The 14,574-nt window shown below is 70.7% G+C and carries 15 protein-coding genes and 1 pseudogene; 12 read left to right on the top strand and 4 right to left on the bottom strand.

What is annotated here, in order from left to right:
- The first annotated feature begins 88 nt into the window (after positions 1-88).
- From SMD11_RS01130 to SMD11_RS01095, 8 genes are all read left to right on the top strand, one after another.
- The gene (locus tag SMD11_RS01130) at positions 89-1,375 is read left to right on the top strand and encodes a glycosyltransferase family 4 protein (protein ID WP_087924602.1); all 1,287 of its coding nucleotides are present in this window, start codon (positions 89-91) and stop codon (positions 1,373-1,375) included.
- Positions 1,376-1,579: 204 nt separating this feature from the next.
- Positions 1,580-2,128 carry a hypothetical protein gene (locus SMD11_RS35230; RefSeq protein WP_159395170.1) on the top strand — a complete coding sequence of 183 codons (549 nt, stop codon included), beginning with the start codon at positions 1,580-1,582 and terminating at the stop codon, positions 2,126-2,128.
- A complete protein-coding gene (locus SMD11_RS01125) occupies positions 2,115-3,158 on the top strand; it encodes a tyrosinase family protein (RefSeq protein ID WP_159395169.1) in 1,044 nt (347 codons plus the stop codon). The genes SMD11_RS35230 and SMD11_RS01125 overlap by 14 nt, the downstream gene beginning before the upstream one ends.
- Positions 3,159-3,777: 619 nt before the next feature.
- Positions 3,778-4,374: a carbonic anhydrase gene (locus tag SMD11_RS01120; RefSeq protein WP_087924600.1), complete on the top strand. Its 597-nt coding sequence runs from the start codon at positions 3,778-3,780 to the stop codon at positions 4,372-4,374.
- A gap of 67 nt (positions 4,375-4,441) precedes the next feature.
- Positions 4,442-5,929, top strand: a complete 1,488-nt coding sequence (locus SMD11_RS01115; RefSeq protein WP_087924599.1) for a SulP family inorganic anion transporter — start codon at positions 4,442-4,444, stop codon at positions 5,927-5,929.
- Positions 5,930-6,287: 358 nt separating this feature from the next.
- Positions 6,288-7,355 (top strand): TerC family protein, encoded by a 1,068-nt coding sequence (locus SMD11_RS01110; protein WP_087924598.1) that lies wholly within the window; start codon positions 6,288-6,290, stop codon positions 7,353-7,355.
- A gap of 58 nt (positions 7,356-7,413) precedes the next feature.
- A complete protein-coding gene (locus SMD11_RS01105) occupies positions 7,414-7,638 on the top strand; it encodes a hypothetical protein (RefSeq protein ID WP_087924597.1) in 225 nt (74 codons plus the stop codon).
- Positions 7,639-8,151: 513 nt separating this feature from the next.
- A complete protein-coding gene (locus SMD11_RS01095; protein WP_087924595.1) occupies positions 8,152-8,619 on the top strand; it encodes a transposase in 468 nt (155 codons plus the stop codon).
- 106 nt (positions 8,620-8,725) lie between these two features.
- On the opposite strand, the gene SMD11_RS01090 is transcribed toward SMD11_RS01095, so the two are convergent.
- Positions 8,726-10,258, bottom strand: coding sequence for an MFS transporter (locus tag SMD11_RS01090; RefSeq protein WP_087924594.1), 1,533 nt, complete (start codon positions 10,256-10,258; stop codon positions 8,726-8,728).
- A 104-nt stretch (positions 10,259-10,362) separates the two neighbouring features.
- On the opposite strand from SMD11_RS01090, the gene SMD11_RS01085 reads away from it, so the two are divergent.
- Positions 10,363-11,292 (top strand): helix-turn-helix transcriptional regulator, encoded by a 930-nt coding sequence (locus SMD11_RS01085; protein WP_087924593.1) that lies wholly within the window; start codon positions 10,363-10,365, stop codon positions 11,290-11,292.
- A 116-nt stretch (positions 11,293-11,408) separates the two neighbouring features.
- Here SMD11_RS01085 and SMD11_RS01080 read toward each other — a convergent pair whose 3' ends face one another.
- The 3 genes and pseudogenes from SMD11_RS01080 to sigJ form a co-directional block, all read right to left on the bottom strand.
- Positions 11,409-11,981 (bottom strand): GNAT family N-acetyltransferase, encoded by a 573-nt coding sequence (locus SMD11_RS01080; protein ID WP_087924592.1) that lies wholly within the window; start codon positions 11,979-11,981, stop codon positions 11,409-11,411.
- A 172-nt stretch (positions 11,982-12,153) separates the two neighbouring features.
- Positions 12,154-12,309: pseudogene (locus SMD11_RS36130) on the bottom strand (3-oxoacyl-ACP reductase); the annotation flags it as partial.
- Between the two features lie 226 nt (positions 12,310-12,535).
- Positions 12,536-13,468 carry an RNA polymerase sigma factor SigJ gene (gene sigJ / locus SMD11_RS01070; RefSeq protein WP_087924591.1) on the bottom strand — a complete coding sequence of 311 codons (933 nt, stop codon included), beginning with the start codon at positions 13,466-13,468 and terminating at the stop codon, positions 12,536-12,538.
- A gap of 100 nt (positions 13,469-13,568) precedes the next feature.
- Between sigJ and SMD11_RS01065 the strand changes: the two genes are divergently transcribed.
- The 3 genes from SMD11_RS01065 (at position 13,569) to SMD11_RS01060 (ending at position 14,460) form a co-directional block, all read left to right on the top strand.
- A complete protein-coding gene (locus SMD11_RS01065; protein ID WP_087924590.1) occupies positions 13,569-13,943 on the top strand; it encodes a hypothetical protein in 375 nt (124 codons plus the stop codon).
- 77 nt (positions 13,944-14,020) lie between these two features.
- Positions 14,021-14,179, top strand: a complete 159-nt coding sequence (locus tag SMD11_RS35225; RefSeq protein WP_159395168.1) for a hypothetical protein — start codon at positions 14,021-14,023, stop codon at positions 14,177-14,179.
- Entirely contained in the window at positions 14,149-14,460 is a 312-nt protein-coding gene (locus SMD11_RS01060; RefSeq protein ID WP_087924589.1) for a response regulator transcription factor, read from the top strand. Before SMD11_RS35225 ends, SMD11_RS01060 begins: the two co-directional genes overlap by 31 nt.
- Positions 14,461-14,574: the final 114 nt, after the last annotated feature.

The following is a 14,574-nucleotide window of genomic DNA, read 5'->3' as shown; positions in this document are numbered from 1 at the left end:
TACGCCGGGCGGCTGAGCCGGGCGAGGTACCCGCATTTCGACGCCCTTCCACCGAAGCCCTTCGCACTACCGAAAGGCGTGCCGCCCCATGCGCATTTCCTTCCTGCTCCACAACGCCTACGGCATCGGCGGCACGATCCGGTCGACGTTCAACCTGGCCGCGGCACTGGCGGAGCACCACGAAGTGGAGATCATCTCGGTGCTCCGCCACCGCGACGTGCCGGTCATGGGCGCACCTCCCGCGGTGCGCCTGACCCCTCTGGTCGACATGCGCACATCCTCCGCGGACTACGACGGTGACGATCCCCGCCACGCACAGCCCGCCAAGGTCTTCCCCCGCGCCGACGGGCGGCACAAGCAGTACAGCAGGCTCACGGACGAACGTATCGGCCGGTACCTGTCCCGGCTGGACGCCCACGTGATCGTCGGGACCAGACCGGGGCTGAACGTTCACATCGCCCGCCAGGCGCACGGTGCGGCCATCAGAGTGGGTCAGGAGCACCTGACCCTCTCGGGCCATGGTTTCCGTATGCGGCACGAGATACGCCACCGCTATCAGCAGCTGGACGCCCTCACCACCGTCACCGAGGCCGACGCGCGCGCCTACCGGCAGCTCGGCCTGCCGGGGGTGAGGGTGGAGGCCGTACCGAACAGTGTCCCCGCGGCCCGCGTCGAACCGGCCGACGGTGCCGGCAAGGTGGTCGTGGCGGCGGGCCGGCTCAATCCGGTGAAGCGGTACGACCTGCTCATCAGGGCTTTCTCCGAGGTCGTCGCCGCCTACCCGGACTGGCAGCTGCGAATTTTCGGCGGTGGCGACGCCACCGGCAACGAGAAGGACAACCTGTCCGCCCTGATCGATGAACTGGGACTGGGCCGCAGCGTCCGGCTCATGGGCAGAGCTCATCGGATGGAAGCGGAGTGGGCGAAGGGTTCCATCGCCGCTTCCACCTCCGACCATGAATCCTTCGGCATGACCATCGTCGAGGCGATGCGCTGCGGTCTCCCCGTCGTCTCCACGGACTGCCCCGCCGGGCCGCGCGAAATCATCGAGGACCGGGTCGACGGGCGTCTTGTCCGCCCAGGTGACCCGGGCGCCGTCGCCGCCGCACTGCTCGAACTGGTGGGTGACGACGAGCTGCGGCAGCGCATGGGCGAGGCGGCCTTGAGGAACTCGGCCCGTTTCGACCCGGCGCGGACAGCCGAGCGCCATCTGGACCTCTACCAGGACCTGCTCCGTATCGGCCCCGGACGGCGCTCGCTCGGTCCCGTGCGGGAGGTCGCACACCGAGCGCGTACCGGCACGATCGACACGGCACACGCCCTGCGCTCCACTGCTCGCGAGGTACTGAAGAAGTGCCGAGCCCCGGCGGGATGAGGGACGACCCGAGCCCCTGAGCCCGCGGCTCCCGGTGCGGGCGGCGTCCCCCGTTCGTACGCCCCCGCCTCTCGTCTTTCCTCGCGGAACGCGACACTCGGACGTGGACGGGTCGCACAGGCCCGCGCGGAGAACGGGGCCTTCATGGCGGCAGCGTCATCCAGCACCTCCTCGGTCGTACTGTCCAAGGGCGGGGCAGTCCTGGTGGACCTGCTCGTCGGCACCGCGGAGTTCAAGATCACGGTCACCGGCCCGCGCATGCTCTTCGAACACCTCAACCTGCTCACGACGCTCTCCCCGTTCGAAGGCTGCACCGCCCAGCGCGTGGAAGAGCTCGCCCACCACCTGGAAGGCACCATCCACTGCGGCCTCATCGGTATCCAGCAGGCCGACATCACGGTGGACAAGCACCGGGCGGGTGCCGTGCTGCAGATCGGTCTCGGCCCGGCGAGCATGTACCAGAGCGAACTGGTGTTGCGTACCCGGACGGGTGAAACCTTCCGTGCTCTGATCACGAGGCTGCTGTCCGACGACCCCTCGCGCCCGTTCTTCGCCGGCCTGTACGCCGTCCCGGCAACGGGCCACCTCGAACACCACCACCCACCCGCGGGCGGAGGGGGCGGGCACGGTGGCCATGGCGAGCATGGCGGGCACGGTCCACACCACGACGGCGCGCACCACGACGGCGCGCATAACGGCGACGCGCATAACGGCGGTGCACATCACGCAGGAGCCGGCCATGGACACCCGTAAGAGCGCCGCCGACCTCACCCCCACCGAACGGGACGCCTTCCTGGAGGCCGTGGTCCGCCTCAAGCACCGCCCCGCTCCCGGAGGCCCCGCCGGCGCGAGCGTCTACGACCAGTTCGTCGCTCTGCACGGGGCCGTCATGGCCGTGACCACGCCGGGCCTGCCGCCCGGGGAGACCGTGAACTTCGCCCACTGGGACATCGGCTTCTGTGCCTGGCACCGCAAATACCTCATCGAGTTCGAGAAGGCGCTGCAAGCGGAGGTCGCGGGGGTGGCCCTGCCGTACTGGGACTGGTCCCGGCACACGGACGCGGTCAACAAGCTCTTCCGCCCGGACTTCCTGGGCTCGCTGCGCGCCGGCTCGCCCGGGCCCGTCACCGACGGTGTGCTGCGCGACCCGCTCCCTCCGGCGGAGCGGCCGGCCTGGTGGCCGGCGGGAGCGGAAGGGTTCCCGGTCCACCCGCTCCTGGAGGAAGGCTTCGGCACCACCCTGGCCCGGGGCAGCGTCGGCGTCGGCTGGCCGCCGACGGCTGCGCAGACCACGCAACTGGAGCAGTTGGTCATCCAGCAGCCGGGCGTCCACCCCCTGTGGTACTTCTGGCTGGTCCTGGAACAGGGCCACGACCAGATCACCGCCCGCACCCACAACCGGGGGCACAACTTCATCGGTGGGCACATGTCCGGTGCCTTCTCGCCCAACGACCCCGTCTTCTGGCTCCACCACGCCAACGTGGACCGGCTCTGGGCGAACTGGCAGCAGCGCCGACAGGCCGCCGTCCCCGGTTCGGCCCCTGAGGACCACTACCCTCCCGGGCCCGAGCTCTCCCCCTTCACGGGTTCCCAGGCCCCGCCGGGACACCGCCTGGACGACGCGATGTGGCCGTGGGTGGGCGGCGCCACGGGCTTCGACGTCAGCATCGACCCCGCGGTGCGGCAGCTCGTGCCCGACTATTCCGGCGCCCCGGCGGTGACGGTGAAGGAGATGCTCGACCTGAACGCCCTGGGATACCGGTACGCCCCGCCGGGGCCCTGAGACAGCCGGCCTCCGGCTTTCGGTCACCTGCCCGCCGGCACCCACGAGACCTGCGCCTGGGGATCAGAGCGATCGTCCTCGGCGGTTGCCGGGGCTTTCGATCAGGGCCCTGGTCCGGCCTGTCTCAAGGGGCGTGCGCCCGGGGGCGTGTGTTGCGCGCCTGGCGCCAATTACCCTTTCAAAAGCATTAGTTGACTGTCTCATAAGCTGCGGCCGTAAGGTAATCTCCGGGTAAAGGGGCGGTCGCAGTCGTCTGAGCTGGCTCGGCTGTTGGCGCGCCCGCCCTGAGGCAGCGGCACACATGACGTACGGCCGACCGGTCATGTCACTCGGGGGAGTAGTGCTGATGGATCCACGGAGGGTTCCACCTGACGGCGGACACCGAGGGGTGCGGCCGTTCCCGGACGTTCCGTGTTCACGATCGCTCACCAAGCGGTGAGGGCGCGCTCCGTCCCGTAGCGGCGAGCGAAGTACCGGCCGGACAACCGCTCCGTCACGTCGAAGGCGACATGACGAGCCGTCAGTGGTCATGCCCTGCCGACCGCTGACACACCAACCCAGTGATGACCTTGAACACACCGCGCTCCCCGTACTCGGCGGGCGCAGGAGGGAGGCCACCATGAAGTCCCTGGTAGAAAGCGCACGTTCCTTCTCCACGCACGTGGCTGAGCGGGCTGATGAGTTCCGCGTCCTGGAGGCGGGCCAGAGCCCGCAGGCGCTGTTCATCACCTGCTCCGACTCGCGGGTGGTGCCCGCGCTGATCACCGGAGCCCGCCCGGGGGAACTGTTCGAACTGCGCACGGCGGGCAACATCGTCCCCGAGTACCGCACCGATGTCCCGGCCGGCGAGATGGCCACCATCGAGTACGCGGTCCGGGTGCTGGGCGTCCGCGACATCGTCGTGTGCGGGCATTCGCACTGCGGCGCGGTGGGCGCCCTGGTACGCGGGGACGACCTGTCCGCCGCCCCGGCGGTACGGGGCTGGCTGGAGCGGGCCGCGCCGCGGCCCGCGCGGGAGGCGGTGGCCTGCTCGCCCGACGTGGCGGAGGCGGTGCAGGGCCATGCGGTGGCGCAGGTGGAGCGGCTGCGCGCGTACCCGTGTGTGCGGGAGCGGCTCGAGGACGGGACGCTGTCGGTGCACGCCTGGTACTACGAGGTGCACACCGGCCTGGTCAGCGAATACCACAGCGGCGACGAGTGGTTCCGCCCGCTGTGACCTGCCGCCACCCGTCCCACACGCCACCGCTCCAGAGCCTGCCTTCCGCCGTGCGAGGAACCCCATCATGCTCCCCACCCTCATCAAAGATCCCGTAAGCGTCCGGCGCGACGTCCTGGCCTCCCTCGTCGTGTTCCTGGTGGCCCTGCCCTTGTGCGTGGGTGTGGCCGTCGCCTCGGGGGTGCCCGCCGAACTCGGGCTGATCACCGGCATCGTCGGCGGCCTCGTCGTCGGCGCGATGCCCGGCAGCAGCCTCCAGGTCAGCGGCCCCGCCGCGGGGCTGACCGTCCTGGTCTTCGAAGCGGTCCAGGAATTCGGCCTCGGTGTCCTCGGAGCGATCGTCCTGGCCACCGGCCTGGCCCAGATCGCTCTGGGCGCCGTGCGCTTCGGCCGCTGGTTCCGGGCGATCTCCGTGGCCGTCGTCCAAGGCATGCTCGCCGGCATCGGACTCGTCCTGGTCTTCGGACAGCTCTACACCATGGCGGGCGTCAAGCAGCCCCGCTCCGGTGTGGACAAGATCCTCGGCATCCCGGCCCTGATCGGGGACATCGCCACGAACCGCACGGCCCTGACCGCCTTCGCGGTCGGGGCGGGCACCATCGCCGTACTCGTCCTGTGGAAGAAGCTCCCGGCAAAGGCCCAGGTGCTGCCCGGCCCGCTGGCGGCCGTAGCCCTGGCCACGGCCGTCACGGCCCTCGGCGGCCTCGACATCGCCAACGTGCAGGTGAAGGGCCTGGCCGACGCCATCCAGCCGCCGGCTCTCAACGACCTCACCACTCTCGGCGGGATCGGCGTCCTCGGCACGGTCCTGGCCTTCACCCTCATCGCCTCGGCGGAGTCCCTCTTCAGCGCCGCCGCGGTCGACCGCATGCACCACGGCCCGCGCACCCACTACGACAAAGAACTCATGGCGCAGGGCATCGGCAACACCGTCTGCGGCATCCTCGGCGCCCTGCCCATGACCGCCGTCATCGTCCGCAGCTCCGCCAACGTCCAGGCGGGCGCCAAGACCAAACTCTCCCGCATCCTGCACGGCGCGTGGCTGCTGCTGTTCGCCGTGCTGCTCCCGGCGGCGATCGGCATCATCCCGCTGGCCGCCCTCGCGGGCGTACTGGTCCACGCCGGCTGCAAGCTCGTGCCGTTCAAGGAAATCCTTCCGCTGTGGCGCGAGCACCGCGGCGAGGCCGTCATCCTGGGCACCACGGCCGTCGCCATCGTCACCACCAGCATGTTCGAGGGCGTCGTGCTGGGGCTGCTGCTCGCCGTCGTCAAGTCGGCCTGGGAGAGCTCCACCCTCCACCTCGACGTCCGCGAGCCGGCCCACGGCCGCATCGTCGTCGCCGTCTCGGGATTCGCCACCTTCCTGCGCCTGCCCCGCCTCCTGGAAACCCTGGAGGCCCTGCCGCAGAACCGCCCGATCGAACTGGACCTCTCACAGGTCCGCCACCTCGACCACGCCTGCCGCGCCGCCCTGGAGAACTGGGCGGCGCGCCACAACGGGAAGGGCACGGAAGCGGTGCGGGTCAGGCACCCGGAGGCGGTGACCGCGTCATGATCTACGCGCCGCGCCGGGTGGTCCCCGACACGCTGGTGAGACGGTATCCACCGCGTACGGCCTGACGTACGAGCTCCCCTGCGAGGGCTCGGCGGTTGTCGCACCCGCTCATGAAACCCTGGTCGCGAGGCGCTCACACGGTGCACCGGCGGAGCCCCGGTGCACCGTGGCCGGCACCGCTGGGCGACGCTCCAGGACGCATTCCGTCGCCTTACGCCGGCGAGCCGGCGAATGCGGACCGGCCGCCGGCGGCGGGACACGGCCCAGATCCCCGTCCCTGGGCCGCCTGGTGAGGCAAAATACCGAAAACTCCTCATAGGTCCGCTTGTGAGCGTGGACCGTCAAGGAAGTGACCAGCGTGCTCGAGGTTCCGTTCTGGCTCTGGATGGTGTTCGCCGCGACGGTGGTGGTGTCGCTGGCCGTGGACCTGCTGGCCCACCGCAAGGCACACGTCATCGGCTTCAAGGAGGCCGCGGCCTGGAGCGGCCTGTGGGTGGGCCTCGCCCTGGCCTTCGCCGTGGTCGTCTTCCTCGTCCTCGGCACGACGGCCGGGACCGAGTACACCACCGCGTGGCTGCTGGAGAAGAGCCTGTCGGTCGACAACCTCTTCGTCTTCGCGGTGATCTTCGCCTATTTCAAGGTGCCCCGCGCCTACCAGCACCGCGTGCTCTTCTTCGGCGTCATCGGCGCCCTGGTCTTCCGCGCTGTCTTCCTCGCCCTCGGCGTCGCCGTGGTCAGCCGCTTCACCGCCGTGCTGTTCGCCTTCGCCGCGGTCCTCTTCTACAGCACCTACAAGCTCCTCAAGGACGAGGAGGAAAGCTTCGACCCGGGCAAAAGCCTCGCCGTACGACTGCTCCGCAAGATCATGCCGGTCCGGGACGAGTACGCCGGCATGAAGTTCTTCGTCATGGAAGCGGGCAAGCGTACGGCCACCCCGCTTCTCGCGGTGGTCGCCGCGATCGAGGCCGCCGACCTGATCTTCGCCGTCGACAGCGTCCCCGCCGTCCTCGCCGTCAGCGACGACGCCTTCATCGTCTACACCAGCAACGCCTTCGCCATTCTCGGCCTGCGAGCCCTGTACTTCATGCTCGCCGGGCTCCTGGACCGCTTCCACTACCTGAGCAAGGGCCTGGCGATCATCCTCGCCTTCATCGGCGTCAAGCTCATCCTCCAGGCGTCCCACAAGATGATCAGCCCCGGCATCCCGGAGATCCCCTCACCCGTCAGCCTCGCGGTCATCGTCGTGGTCCTGGCCGCGTCCGTGATCCTCAGCCTGCGGCGACCCGTCCCACCCCACGCCGCCGCACCGGACGGGACGGCGGCCCCGGCGCCCGACGCGACACCCCCCGAGCCCCTCGGGCCCGACGGTGACGCCCGCGCACGGCAGGATCAGGAACCGGACGATCCGCCCCGCACGGCGCGCTGATCGGCGGCCGCTGTCCCGCGTCCCCCCTTGTTCCGACCACAGGATCTATGGTTAAAGAATGAGTAAAGTCCAGCGCGAGACCGGTCCCCAGGGAGAGGTTCTCTGCCCGGTCTGCAAGCAGCCCCTGGCCATGACGATCAAGAGGCGGCGCAAGACCCTCGGAATCTTCGTGCCCGTGTGGACCCCCCGCCGCTGCCACAACCCCGACTGCCCGGAATACCGGGAGGGCCCGGACCCGGACCTGGAGGCGCATCCGGAAGACGGCCGGCCTCAGGAGCACTGACACGGCCTCGCCTTCCGCGGCTGCGGAACCTACCTTGTGCGGGCGGGTACGGGCCGGGAGGCGACGGCCGCGCGCCGCTCGACTCCGTCGTCCTGTCCGCCGCCCGGCCCAGAGTCGTTACCTCCGGCTGACTTCGTAAGCCTGCGCAGCGCGCGATCGCAGCGGCGTCCGGTCCGGCTTGCCCGCGTCCGTCAGCGGCACCTCGTCGACGAAGGTGATCCGCGCCGGTTCGTACATCGTGTCGACCACCCTCGCGCACGCCGCCGGGCTGATCGCCGACCACCTGCTGGCCTCGCCGACGGGGGGCGCCCACGCCGACATGATCCGAGAACCTCGGGCTGGAGTCCGCTCCGGCACACGGGAGGACGTGACGGCGACAGGGCTTCCGGGTCCTGCGCCGGCGTCGTCCGGAAGATCACATACTTGTCCTCAACCGCACTTGAGGTCATACGCTCTCCGCATGACCTGCACGGCACGCAGGCTCCGAACCGAAAGACCAGGAGGGGACATCCCATGACGCCCCAGCAGATCTCCGACGCCGAACTCGCCGGGCAGCCCGCCGCGTACTGGACCGGTCTCGCCTACGAGGCGCTCATCGCGTTCACCCGGGAACAGATGACCGCGAAGGGCTACACCCAGCCCCAGCTCTGGCTGCTGCGCAACCTGTCGGCGAACGACATCTCGCCCGACGGCGAGGGGATGACCCTGCCCGAGCTGCGTGAGGCCATGGCTTCCTACATACGGTCCGAGGACGACCTGGCGGCGGAGGCCGCGGTGCTCCTGGAGCGCGGCTGGCTGACCCAGGACGCCGAGGAGCGGCTGTGGCTCACCGAGGAGGGGGAGCAGGCCCGCGTCGACCTCGCGCGCAACGCCCCCGCGATCCGCGCCGCCCTCCACGAGGGCATCGACGACGCTGACTACGTCGTCACGATGAAGGTGCTTCAGAAGCTGATCCGGAACGCGGGCGGGACGCTCGCCTGATAGACCGAGGGGCGTCGCCGGCAGTGACCGTGGGCGATCGGCCGGGTCCGGCATCACTCGACGAGGCGTCGTCGGCCCCTCCATCTGAGCGTGGAGTCGGCGCGGGTCATCGGACGCTGCCCGCTTCGGCGGTGTTCCCGGCCAGGGAGCCCGTGCCCGGACCGGCGTCGTCGGTGCTGGTGGAGGCCCTCGGCAGGTGCCGCAGGGCGAAGACACCGAGTGCGACGTGGAGGATGCCCCCGATCAGGGCGGCGATGTGCAGACCGGTGACGAAGGCCGACTTCGCGTCGCCGATGACCGCGGCGGTGAGACCGGGGACCCGCAATGTCTCGTTGAGGGTCCCGGCGACGCCGGGCCCCTGGAGCCGGAAGACCAGGGCGGCCAGCGAGCCGAGGAGCGCGATGCCGAGGGCGTTGCCGATCTCATTGCTGGTCTCGGCGATCGCCGCGGCGGACCCGGCGCGTTCCGCGGGAACCGCGGCCACCACGGTATCGGCGACGACGCTGAAGGAGATGCCGTAGCCGAGACCGGCGACGACGGTGGACGCCACGTACCAGCCGACACCACCGGACACGCCGGTGAGCAGCAGCAGGAACAGACCCGCGGCGATGAAGACGTGGCAGCTGATGAACGCCGCCCGCGTGCCGGTACGCGCGACCAGCGCCGGTGTGACGACGCAGGTGACGGTGAGCACAGCCGCGCCCGGGAGCGCGACGAGAGCCGCGTCCAGGACCGTCAGCCCAAGGACGGACTGGAGGTAGATGCCACCGAGGTAGGCCATCGCCGACCATGCGGCCAGCGGCAGCAGACCGGTGACGGCCGCGATCGTGAACACCCGGTCGCGGAAGAGACCCAAGTCGATCAGGGGATGCTCAAGGCGGAGTTGCCGCCGGGTGAACCACCCCAGGGCGACGACGCCGACGGCGCCTGCGGCCACAGGGGCCGCGGTCACCCCCTCCGCGGCAGCCTGCTTGACCGCGTAGACGGTCAGCAGGATGCCTGCGGCCGAGAGCGCCACGCTCAGGACGTCGACGCGGCCGGTGCGCGCGGTACGTACCTCGCGGAGCAGAACCGGGGCCAGGGCCAGGAAGAGCACGACGACGGGGAGATTGAGGAGGAAGACCGACCCCCACCAGAAGCCGTTCAGCAACTGACCGCCGACGACCGGGCCGATCGCGAAGCCGGCGGCAAAGGTGGCAGCGAAGATCCCGATCGCTCTCGCCCGGTGGCGAGGGTCCGGGAACAGTTCGCTGAGTACCGCCAGCGCCGACGGCAGCAGCGTGGCACCCGCCACACCCATCAGCGCCCGGAAGGCGATCAGCAGCTCCGGCCCAGGGGCGAACGCCGCCCCCGCCGAGGCCGCGCCGAACACCGCCGTGCCGGTCATCAGAAGCTTCAGCCGCCCGTACCGGTCGCCGATGTTCCCGAACGCGACGAGCAGGGACCCGACGGCGAATCCGTAGGCGTCCAGGATCCACAACGCCTGACCGGCGGTCGGCGACAGCGCCTCGGAGATCTCGGTCATCGCCAGGAACAGGACCGAGCCGTCCATCGCGACCAGCAGCACCGGGCCGAGTACCACCAGCAGGCCGAGCCACGCCCGCAGACCGGGGGAGTGAGAAACACACTGTGCATTCATGCCTCCGACGGTGCGACACCGGTCGGCCCGGCAACCATCCCCACGTCATGGGTACACCTCGCAGGGGCACCCAGCCACGGACCGCAGCACCTACGCTCGGAGTCATGCAACTGGAGAGCCTCGGGGCCTACCTCAAGACCCGCCGCCACCGGGTCACGCCCGCCGACGTCGGACTGCGCACCTACGGCACCGCCCGCCGGGTGCCGGGCCTGCGCCGCGAGGAGCTCGCCCAGCTCGCCGGCGTGAGCGCCGGCTACTACACGCGCCTGGAGCAAGGCCAAGCCGGTACCGCCTCCCAGCAGGTCCTCGACGCGCTCGCCAACGTGCTCCGGCTCGATCCGGCCGAGACCGCCCACCTGCACAACCTCGCCCGTCAGCCCACCACATCACGCCTGGTACGCCCCCGCCCGGAACGGCCGCACCAACGGGTGCTCTCGCTCCTGGCGTCCCTGGGAGACGGCACGCCGGCCGTCGTGCTCGGCCGCCGCGGCGACGTGCTGGCCTGGAACCGCACCGGACACGCCCTCGTCGCGGAGCACGTCGACTTCACGGCGCCCCACGACCCCGCGCGACGGCCGTCCGTCCCCCGGATGTTCTTCCTCGACTCCCTCACCCAAGACCTCCACCGGAACTGGGAGGAACTCGCCCGGGTCCACGTGGCCTACCTACGGCTCACCGCGGGCCGGTATCCCACCGACGCCCGGCTGGCCGAACTGATCGGCGAGCTCGCCATGCGAAGCCCGGACTTCGCCCAGCTGTGGGCCAAGGGCGACGTCGCGGACTGCACCGTGGGCACCATGCACCTGCGGCACCCGACCGTCGGCAACCTCGACATCGACTATCAGGTGTGGCTCCAGCCCGAGAGCCCTGACCACCGGCTGGAGGTCTACACACCCAACGACACCGCCTCGGCCGACGCGCTGCGCCTGTTGTCCAGCCAAGTAGCCGATCAGCGGAAACCCGAGCCCGCCCGTGCCGAGGCAGGCCGCCATCCGCTCGGCGGCTTCGGCCTTGAGCCGGGTCTGGGTGGGTGAAGGCACAGCCCGTTCACGCGCAGCTGGGCCGCCGTGAGTGCGCCGTGACCGGCCGGCGTCGGGTGTACACCGTCTCGGGTCGACCAGGCACAGGCCGACCCGCGTTGGGCAGCCGGTCAGCGGGCCTGTGCGGCAAGGTGGTCCGCCTGATGGCGGGTCAGCCGCCAGACCTGGTCCTCGCCGGTCTCGGCCGGGGCGAGGCGCTCGGCGGGGCGGCGCAGGTGTTCGGTGAAGCCGAGGCGGGCCGGGACGGCGCCGCTGGCGCGGTTGGCCAGGTCGTGGACGACCTCGACGTGGTCCACGCCGCGGAGACGGAAGGCTTGCGCGACCAGAGCGCGGGCGGCCCGGGTGGCCACCCCGCGGCCGGTGGCGGCGGGGTGCAGCCAGTAGCCGATCTCGCGTCCGTTGCCGGGATCGTCCTCGCGCCGCAGGAGCCAGCAGAGGCCGACGATCGCGCCGTCCAGCACGATCACGTAGGTGAACTCCTCACCGCTCGCCCAGCACTCCCCGTGACGGATCAGCAAGTCGCCGGTCGTCGCCGGACTGTGCTCCGCGACCCAGGCCATCCACGGACGCAGGTGCTCCAAGGACTCCTCGATGACGCGGAGGAGCTCCGGGAGGTCCGTCTCGCCGTCGAAACGGCGCAGCGTCAGGTCGTCCAGTTCGATCACCTGCTGTGCGAGATCCATGCCAGGAGGATCGTATGCGGCCGCTTCCGGCGGCAACGGGATTTCGAACCGCGGCCTCATCGGGGAATGCCGCCCGCCGTGAGAGCCGGCTCGGTACGGGAGGGTTCCGGTTCTGCGAGGTATGCCGACAGGGCGAGGGGGAAGCACGGCCCCGGCGCTTGGGTGTGGAGCCCTACCACGGGACGGTCTCGCCGCGGCGATCCAGGAACTGCAAACCGGGGGCACCGGCCTGCGTTTCGAGGACGTCGACGACGGCTGGGATGCTCTCCTCGGGGAGGAGCGGCGCGTCGGGCCCGCCGAGCTGGGTCCGATTGTGGCCGGGATCGAGGGTCCACATACCTCGAACGAGTCACATCAATACGTCCTCCACCACCGGCAATCGGCCACAGCTCCTGGCCACAGCCGGTCCTCTTCCAGCCTCCGGATCGCTACGCGAGTCGTCGCGGACACCCCGCCGATGCGGCGAACCGGGACACCTCTCCCGGGCCGCCAACGCTTCGAGCGCAGCCTCTTCGGGCGCCTACGCGGCATCGCCCTTTCGGATCAGCGCCCCATCAGCCGGCCACGGGCCGACCCGCCTCCGCCCAAGGTCGTAGCTTCTCCGGGTTGCGGACCACCCAGATCCGGGTGACGCGCCCGTCGGAGAAGTCGAAGGAGGCCACGGTCATGACGATGCCGGCTCTTCGGGCCACCAGCCCCGGCGCGCCGTTGACCGACCGCTCCAGGAGTTCGAGCCCCGGGGCCTTGTCGGCCATGGCGACCATGTACTGGGCGATGCGCGTGCCGCCCTTGAGCGGGCGCGGGATGGTGCCGGCCATGCCGCCGCCGTCGGCGGTCATCACGGCGGCCGGGTTGAGGAGAGCGACGAGGGCTGCGATGTCCTTGTCCTCCCATGCCTCTTTGACCTGCCTCACCACGTCCGCCCGGCTGGTGGCCGGCGTCGGAGCGGGCGCGGCGCTCACCCGCTTCCGGGCGGAGGCCGCCAGCTGTTTGCAGGCCGCGGGGGTGCGATGGAGAACGTCGGCGATCTCGGCGAACGGGTACCGGAAGACGTCGTGCAGGACGATCGCCACCCGCTCGGCGGGTGTCATCGACTCCAGGACGACGAGGAAGGCCATGGCCACCGACTCGTCCAGAACGATCTGGTCGGCCGGGTCCGCGCGGTAGGCGGGACCGGAGCCGCCTGATGGGCCCCACTCGGTGCGGTCGGGCAGCGGCTCGGGCAGCCACGCGCCGACGTAGCGTTCACGGCGGGCCCGAGCCGAGCCGAGCAGGTCCAGGCAGATACGGCTGGTCACGGTCGTCAGCCATGCGCCGGGGGACAGGATCTCCTCCTGCCGGCTTCGTGGCAGCCCGTACCAGCGTGCGTAGGCGTCCTGTACGGCGTCCTCGGCCTCGGTCAGCGAGCCGAGCAGCCGGTAAGCGACATTGATCAGCTGGCGTCGCTCGCCGGCTGTCCCCTCAGCCCCGGCCCCGGCAGTCCCCATGCGTCCGGCCCCCTCCCGCCTTACCTTTCGCAGGCCCGCGTCGTCGGGCTGGTGAGACTTTATCGACCTGCTGCCCGAGGGCGGAGAAGAGGACTGTGATATGGCCACCCAGGTGACGACGACGGCGAACGCACCGCGCGTTTCCTCGTTGCTGAAGACAGCGATCGCCTTGCAGACCGTGACCATCTTCCTTCAGGCGGTCTCCGCCGGAATGCTGCTGACCTCGTCCTACGGCGAGACACTGCACAGTGTCGGAGCCCGTGTGATGTACGGGGCGTCGATGCTGTACGTGCTCGCGGCGGTGCTGGCGTGGAAGCCGGGCGGCGGTTCGCCCCGGCCTGTCTGGCACGCGTCAGGATTCCTCGTACTCGCCTCGGTACAGGTCGTCCTCGGCATCGCGCACGTCCCGTCGGTCCATCTCCCCTTGGGTGTCTTGATGTTCGGCCTGAGCGTGCTGGCGCTTGCCCGGCGCTGAGGTCCGAAACGGGGAGCCGCCAGGATCCACTGGACCGCGACACTGACGCCCCCACACTGACCGCCGGGTGCGACTCGGTGATCGAGCGACCGGCCGTCTGCATCCTGTCCGCCTCCGGCAACCCCGAACACGTGGCCACGGCGCTGGCCGCGGGCGCGGTCGGCTACGTACGCAAGGACACACCGCCCGACCGCCTCGCCCCTTGGTGCGCTTCCTCGCACAGGGCTGGACCGTGATGTCCGCCGGCGTCAGCGCACCGGTCGTCAGCGCCTTCCTCTCGGACGCCGGCCGGACCGAGACCGCAGCCGCCCTCGCCCGGCTCTCGCCCCGGGAGCGGCAGGTCCTGATCCTGCTGGCCCAGGGGCTGCCCAACACGGACATCGGCCGTCAGCTGCACCTGGGCCTGGGCACGGTCAAGGACCACGTACGAGTCGTGCTGCGCAAGCTCGGGGTGCAGCGCCGCCTCCAGGCGGCCCTCCTCGCCGAACGAGCCGGCCTCCTCGCCGACCAGCCCTGACGGGCCGAAAGGGTCTCCGCCACGGGTCGGCGGCGACGGACGCCGGCCGGGCCACCTGCCGGCCTTCGTCACATGCGGCGCCCCCTCCCCGGACGGGGGTGGAGGGGCGCGGTT

Origin of the sequence: Streptomyces albireticuli, assembly GCF_002192455.1 — a bacterium.
GTDB classification, from domain to species: Bacteria; Actinomycetota; Actinomycetes; order Streptomycetales; family Streptomycetaceae; genus Streptomyces; species Streptomyces albireticuli_B.
This window is presented reverse-complemented; position numbering and strand designations above follow the sequence as displayed.

What these genes read in the sequence shown, in the direction of transcription:
- sigJ (WP_087924591.1), bottom strand. Translation starts at nt 13,468, where the DNA reads ATGGGGACTGCCGGGGCCGGGGCTGAGGGGACAGCCGGCGAGCGACGC.
- SMD11_RS01080 (WP_087924592.1), bottom strand. Translation starts at nt 11,981, where the DNA reads ATGGATCTCGCACAGCAGGTGATCGAACTGGACGACCTGACGCTGCGC.
- SMD11_RS01090 (WP_087924594.1), bottom strand. Translation starts at nt 10,258, where the DNA reads ATGAATGCACAGTGTGTTTCTCACTCCCCCGGTCTGCGGGCGTGGCTC.
- SMD11_RS01105 (WP_087924597.1), top strand. Translation starts at nt 7,414, where the DNA reads ATGAGTAAAGTCCAGCGCGAGACCGGTCCCCAGGGAGAGGTTCTCTGC.
- SMD11_RS01125 (WP_159395169.1), top strand. Translation starts at nt 2,115, where the DNA reads ATGGACACCCGTAAGAGCGCCGCCGACCTCACCCCCACCGAACGGGAC.
- SMD11_RS01065 (WP_087924590.1), top strand. Translation starts at nt 13,569, where the DNA reads ATGGCCACCCAGGTGACGACGACGGCGAACGCACCGCGCGTTTCCTCG.
- SMD11_RS01095 (WP_087924595.1), top strand. Translation starts at nt 8,152, where the DNA reads ATGACGCCCCAGCAGATCTCCGACGCCGAACTCGCCGGGCAGCCCGCC.
- SMD11_RS01130 (WP_087924602.1), top strand. Translation starts at nt 89, where the DNA reads ATGCGCATTTCCTTCCTGCTCCACAACGCCTACGGCATCGGCGGCACG.
- SMD11_RS01120 (WP_087924600.1), top strand. Translation starts at nt 3,778, where the DNA reads ATGAAGTCCCTGGTAGAAAGCGCACGTTCCTTCTCCACGCACGTGGCT.
- SMD11_RS01115 (WP_087924599.1), top strand. Translation starts at nt 4,442, where the DNA reads ATGCTCCCCACCCTCATCAAAGATCCCGTAAGCGTCCGGCGCGACGTC.
- SMD11_RS01085 (WP_087924593.1), top strand. Translation starts at nt 10,363, where the DNA reads ATGCAACTGGAGAGCCTCGGGGCCTACCTCAAGACCCGCCGCCACCGG.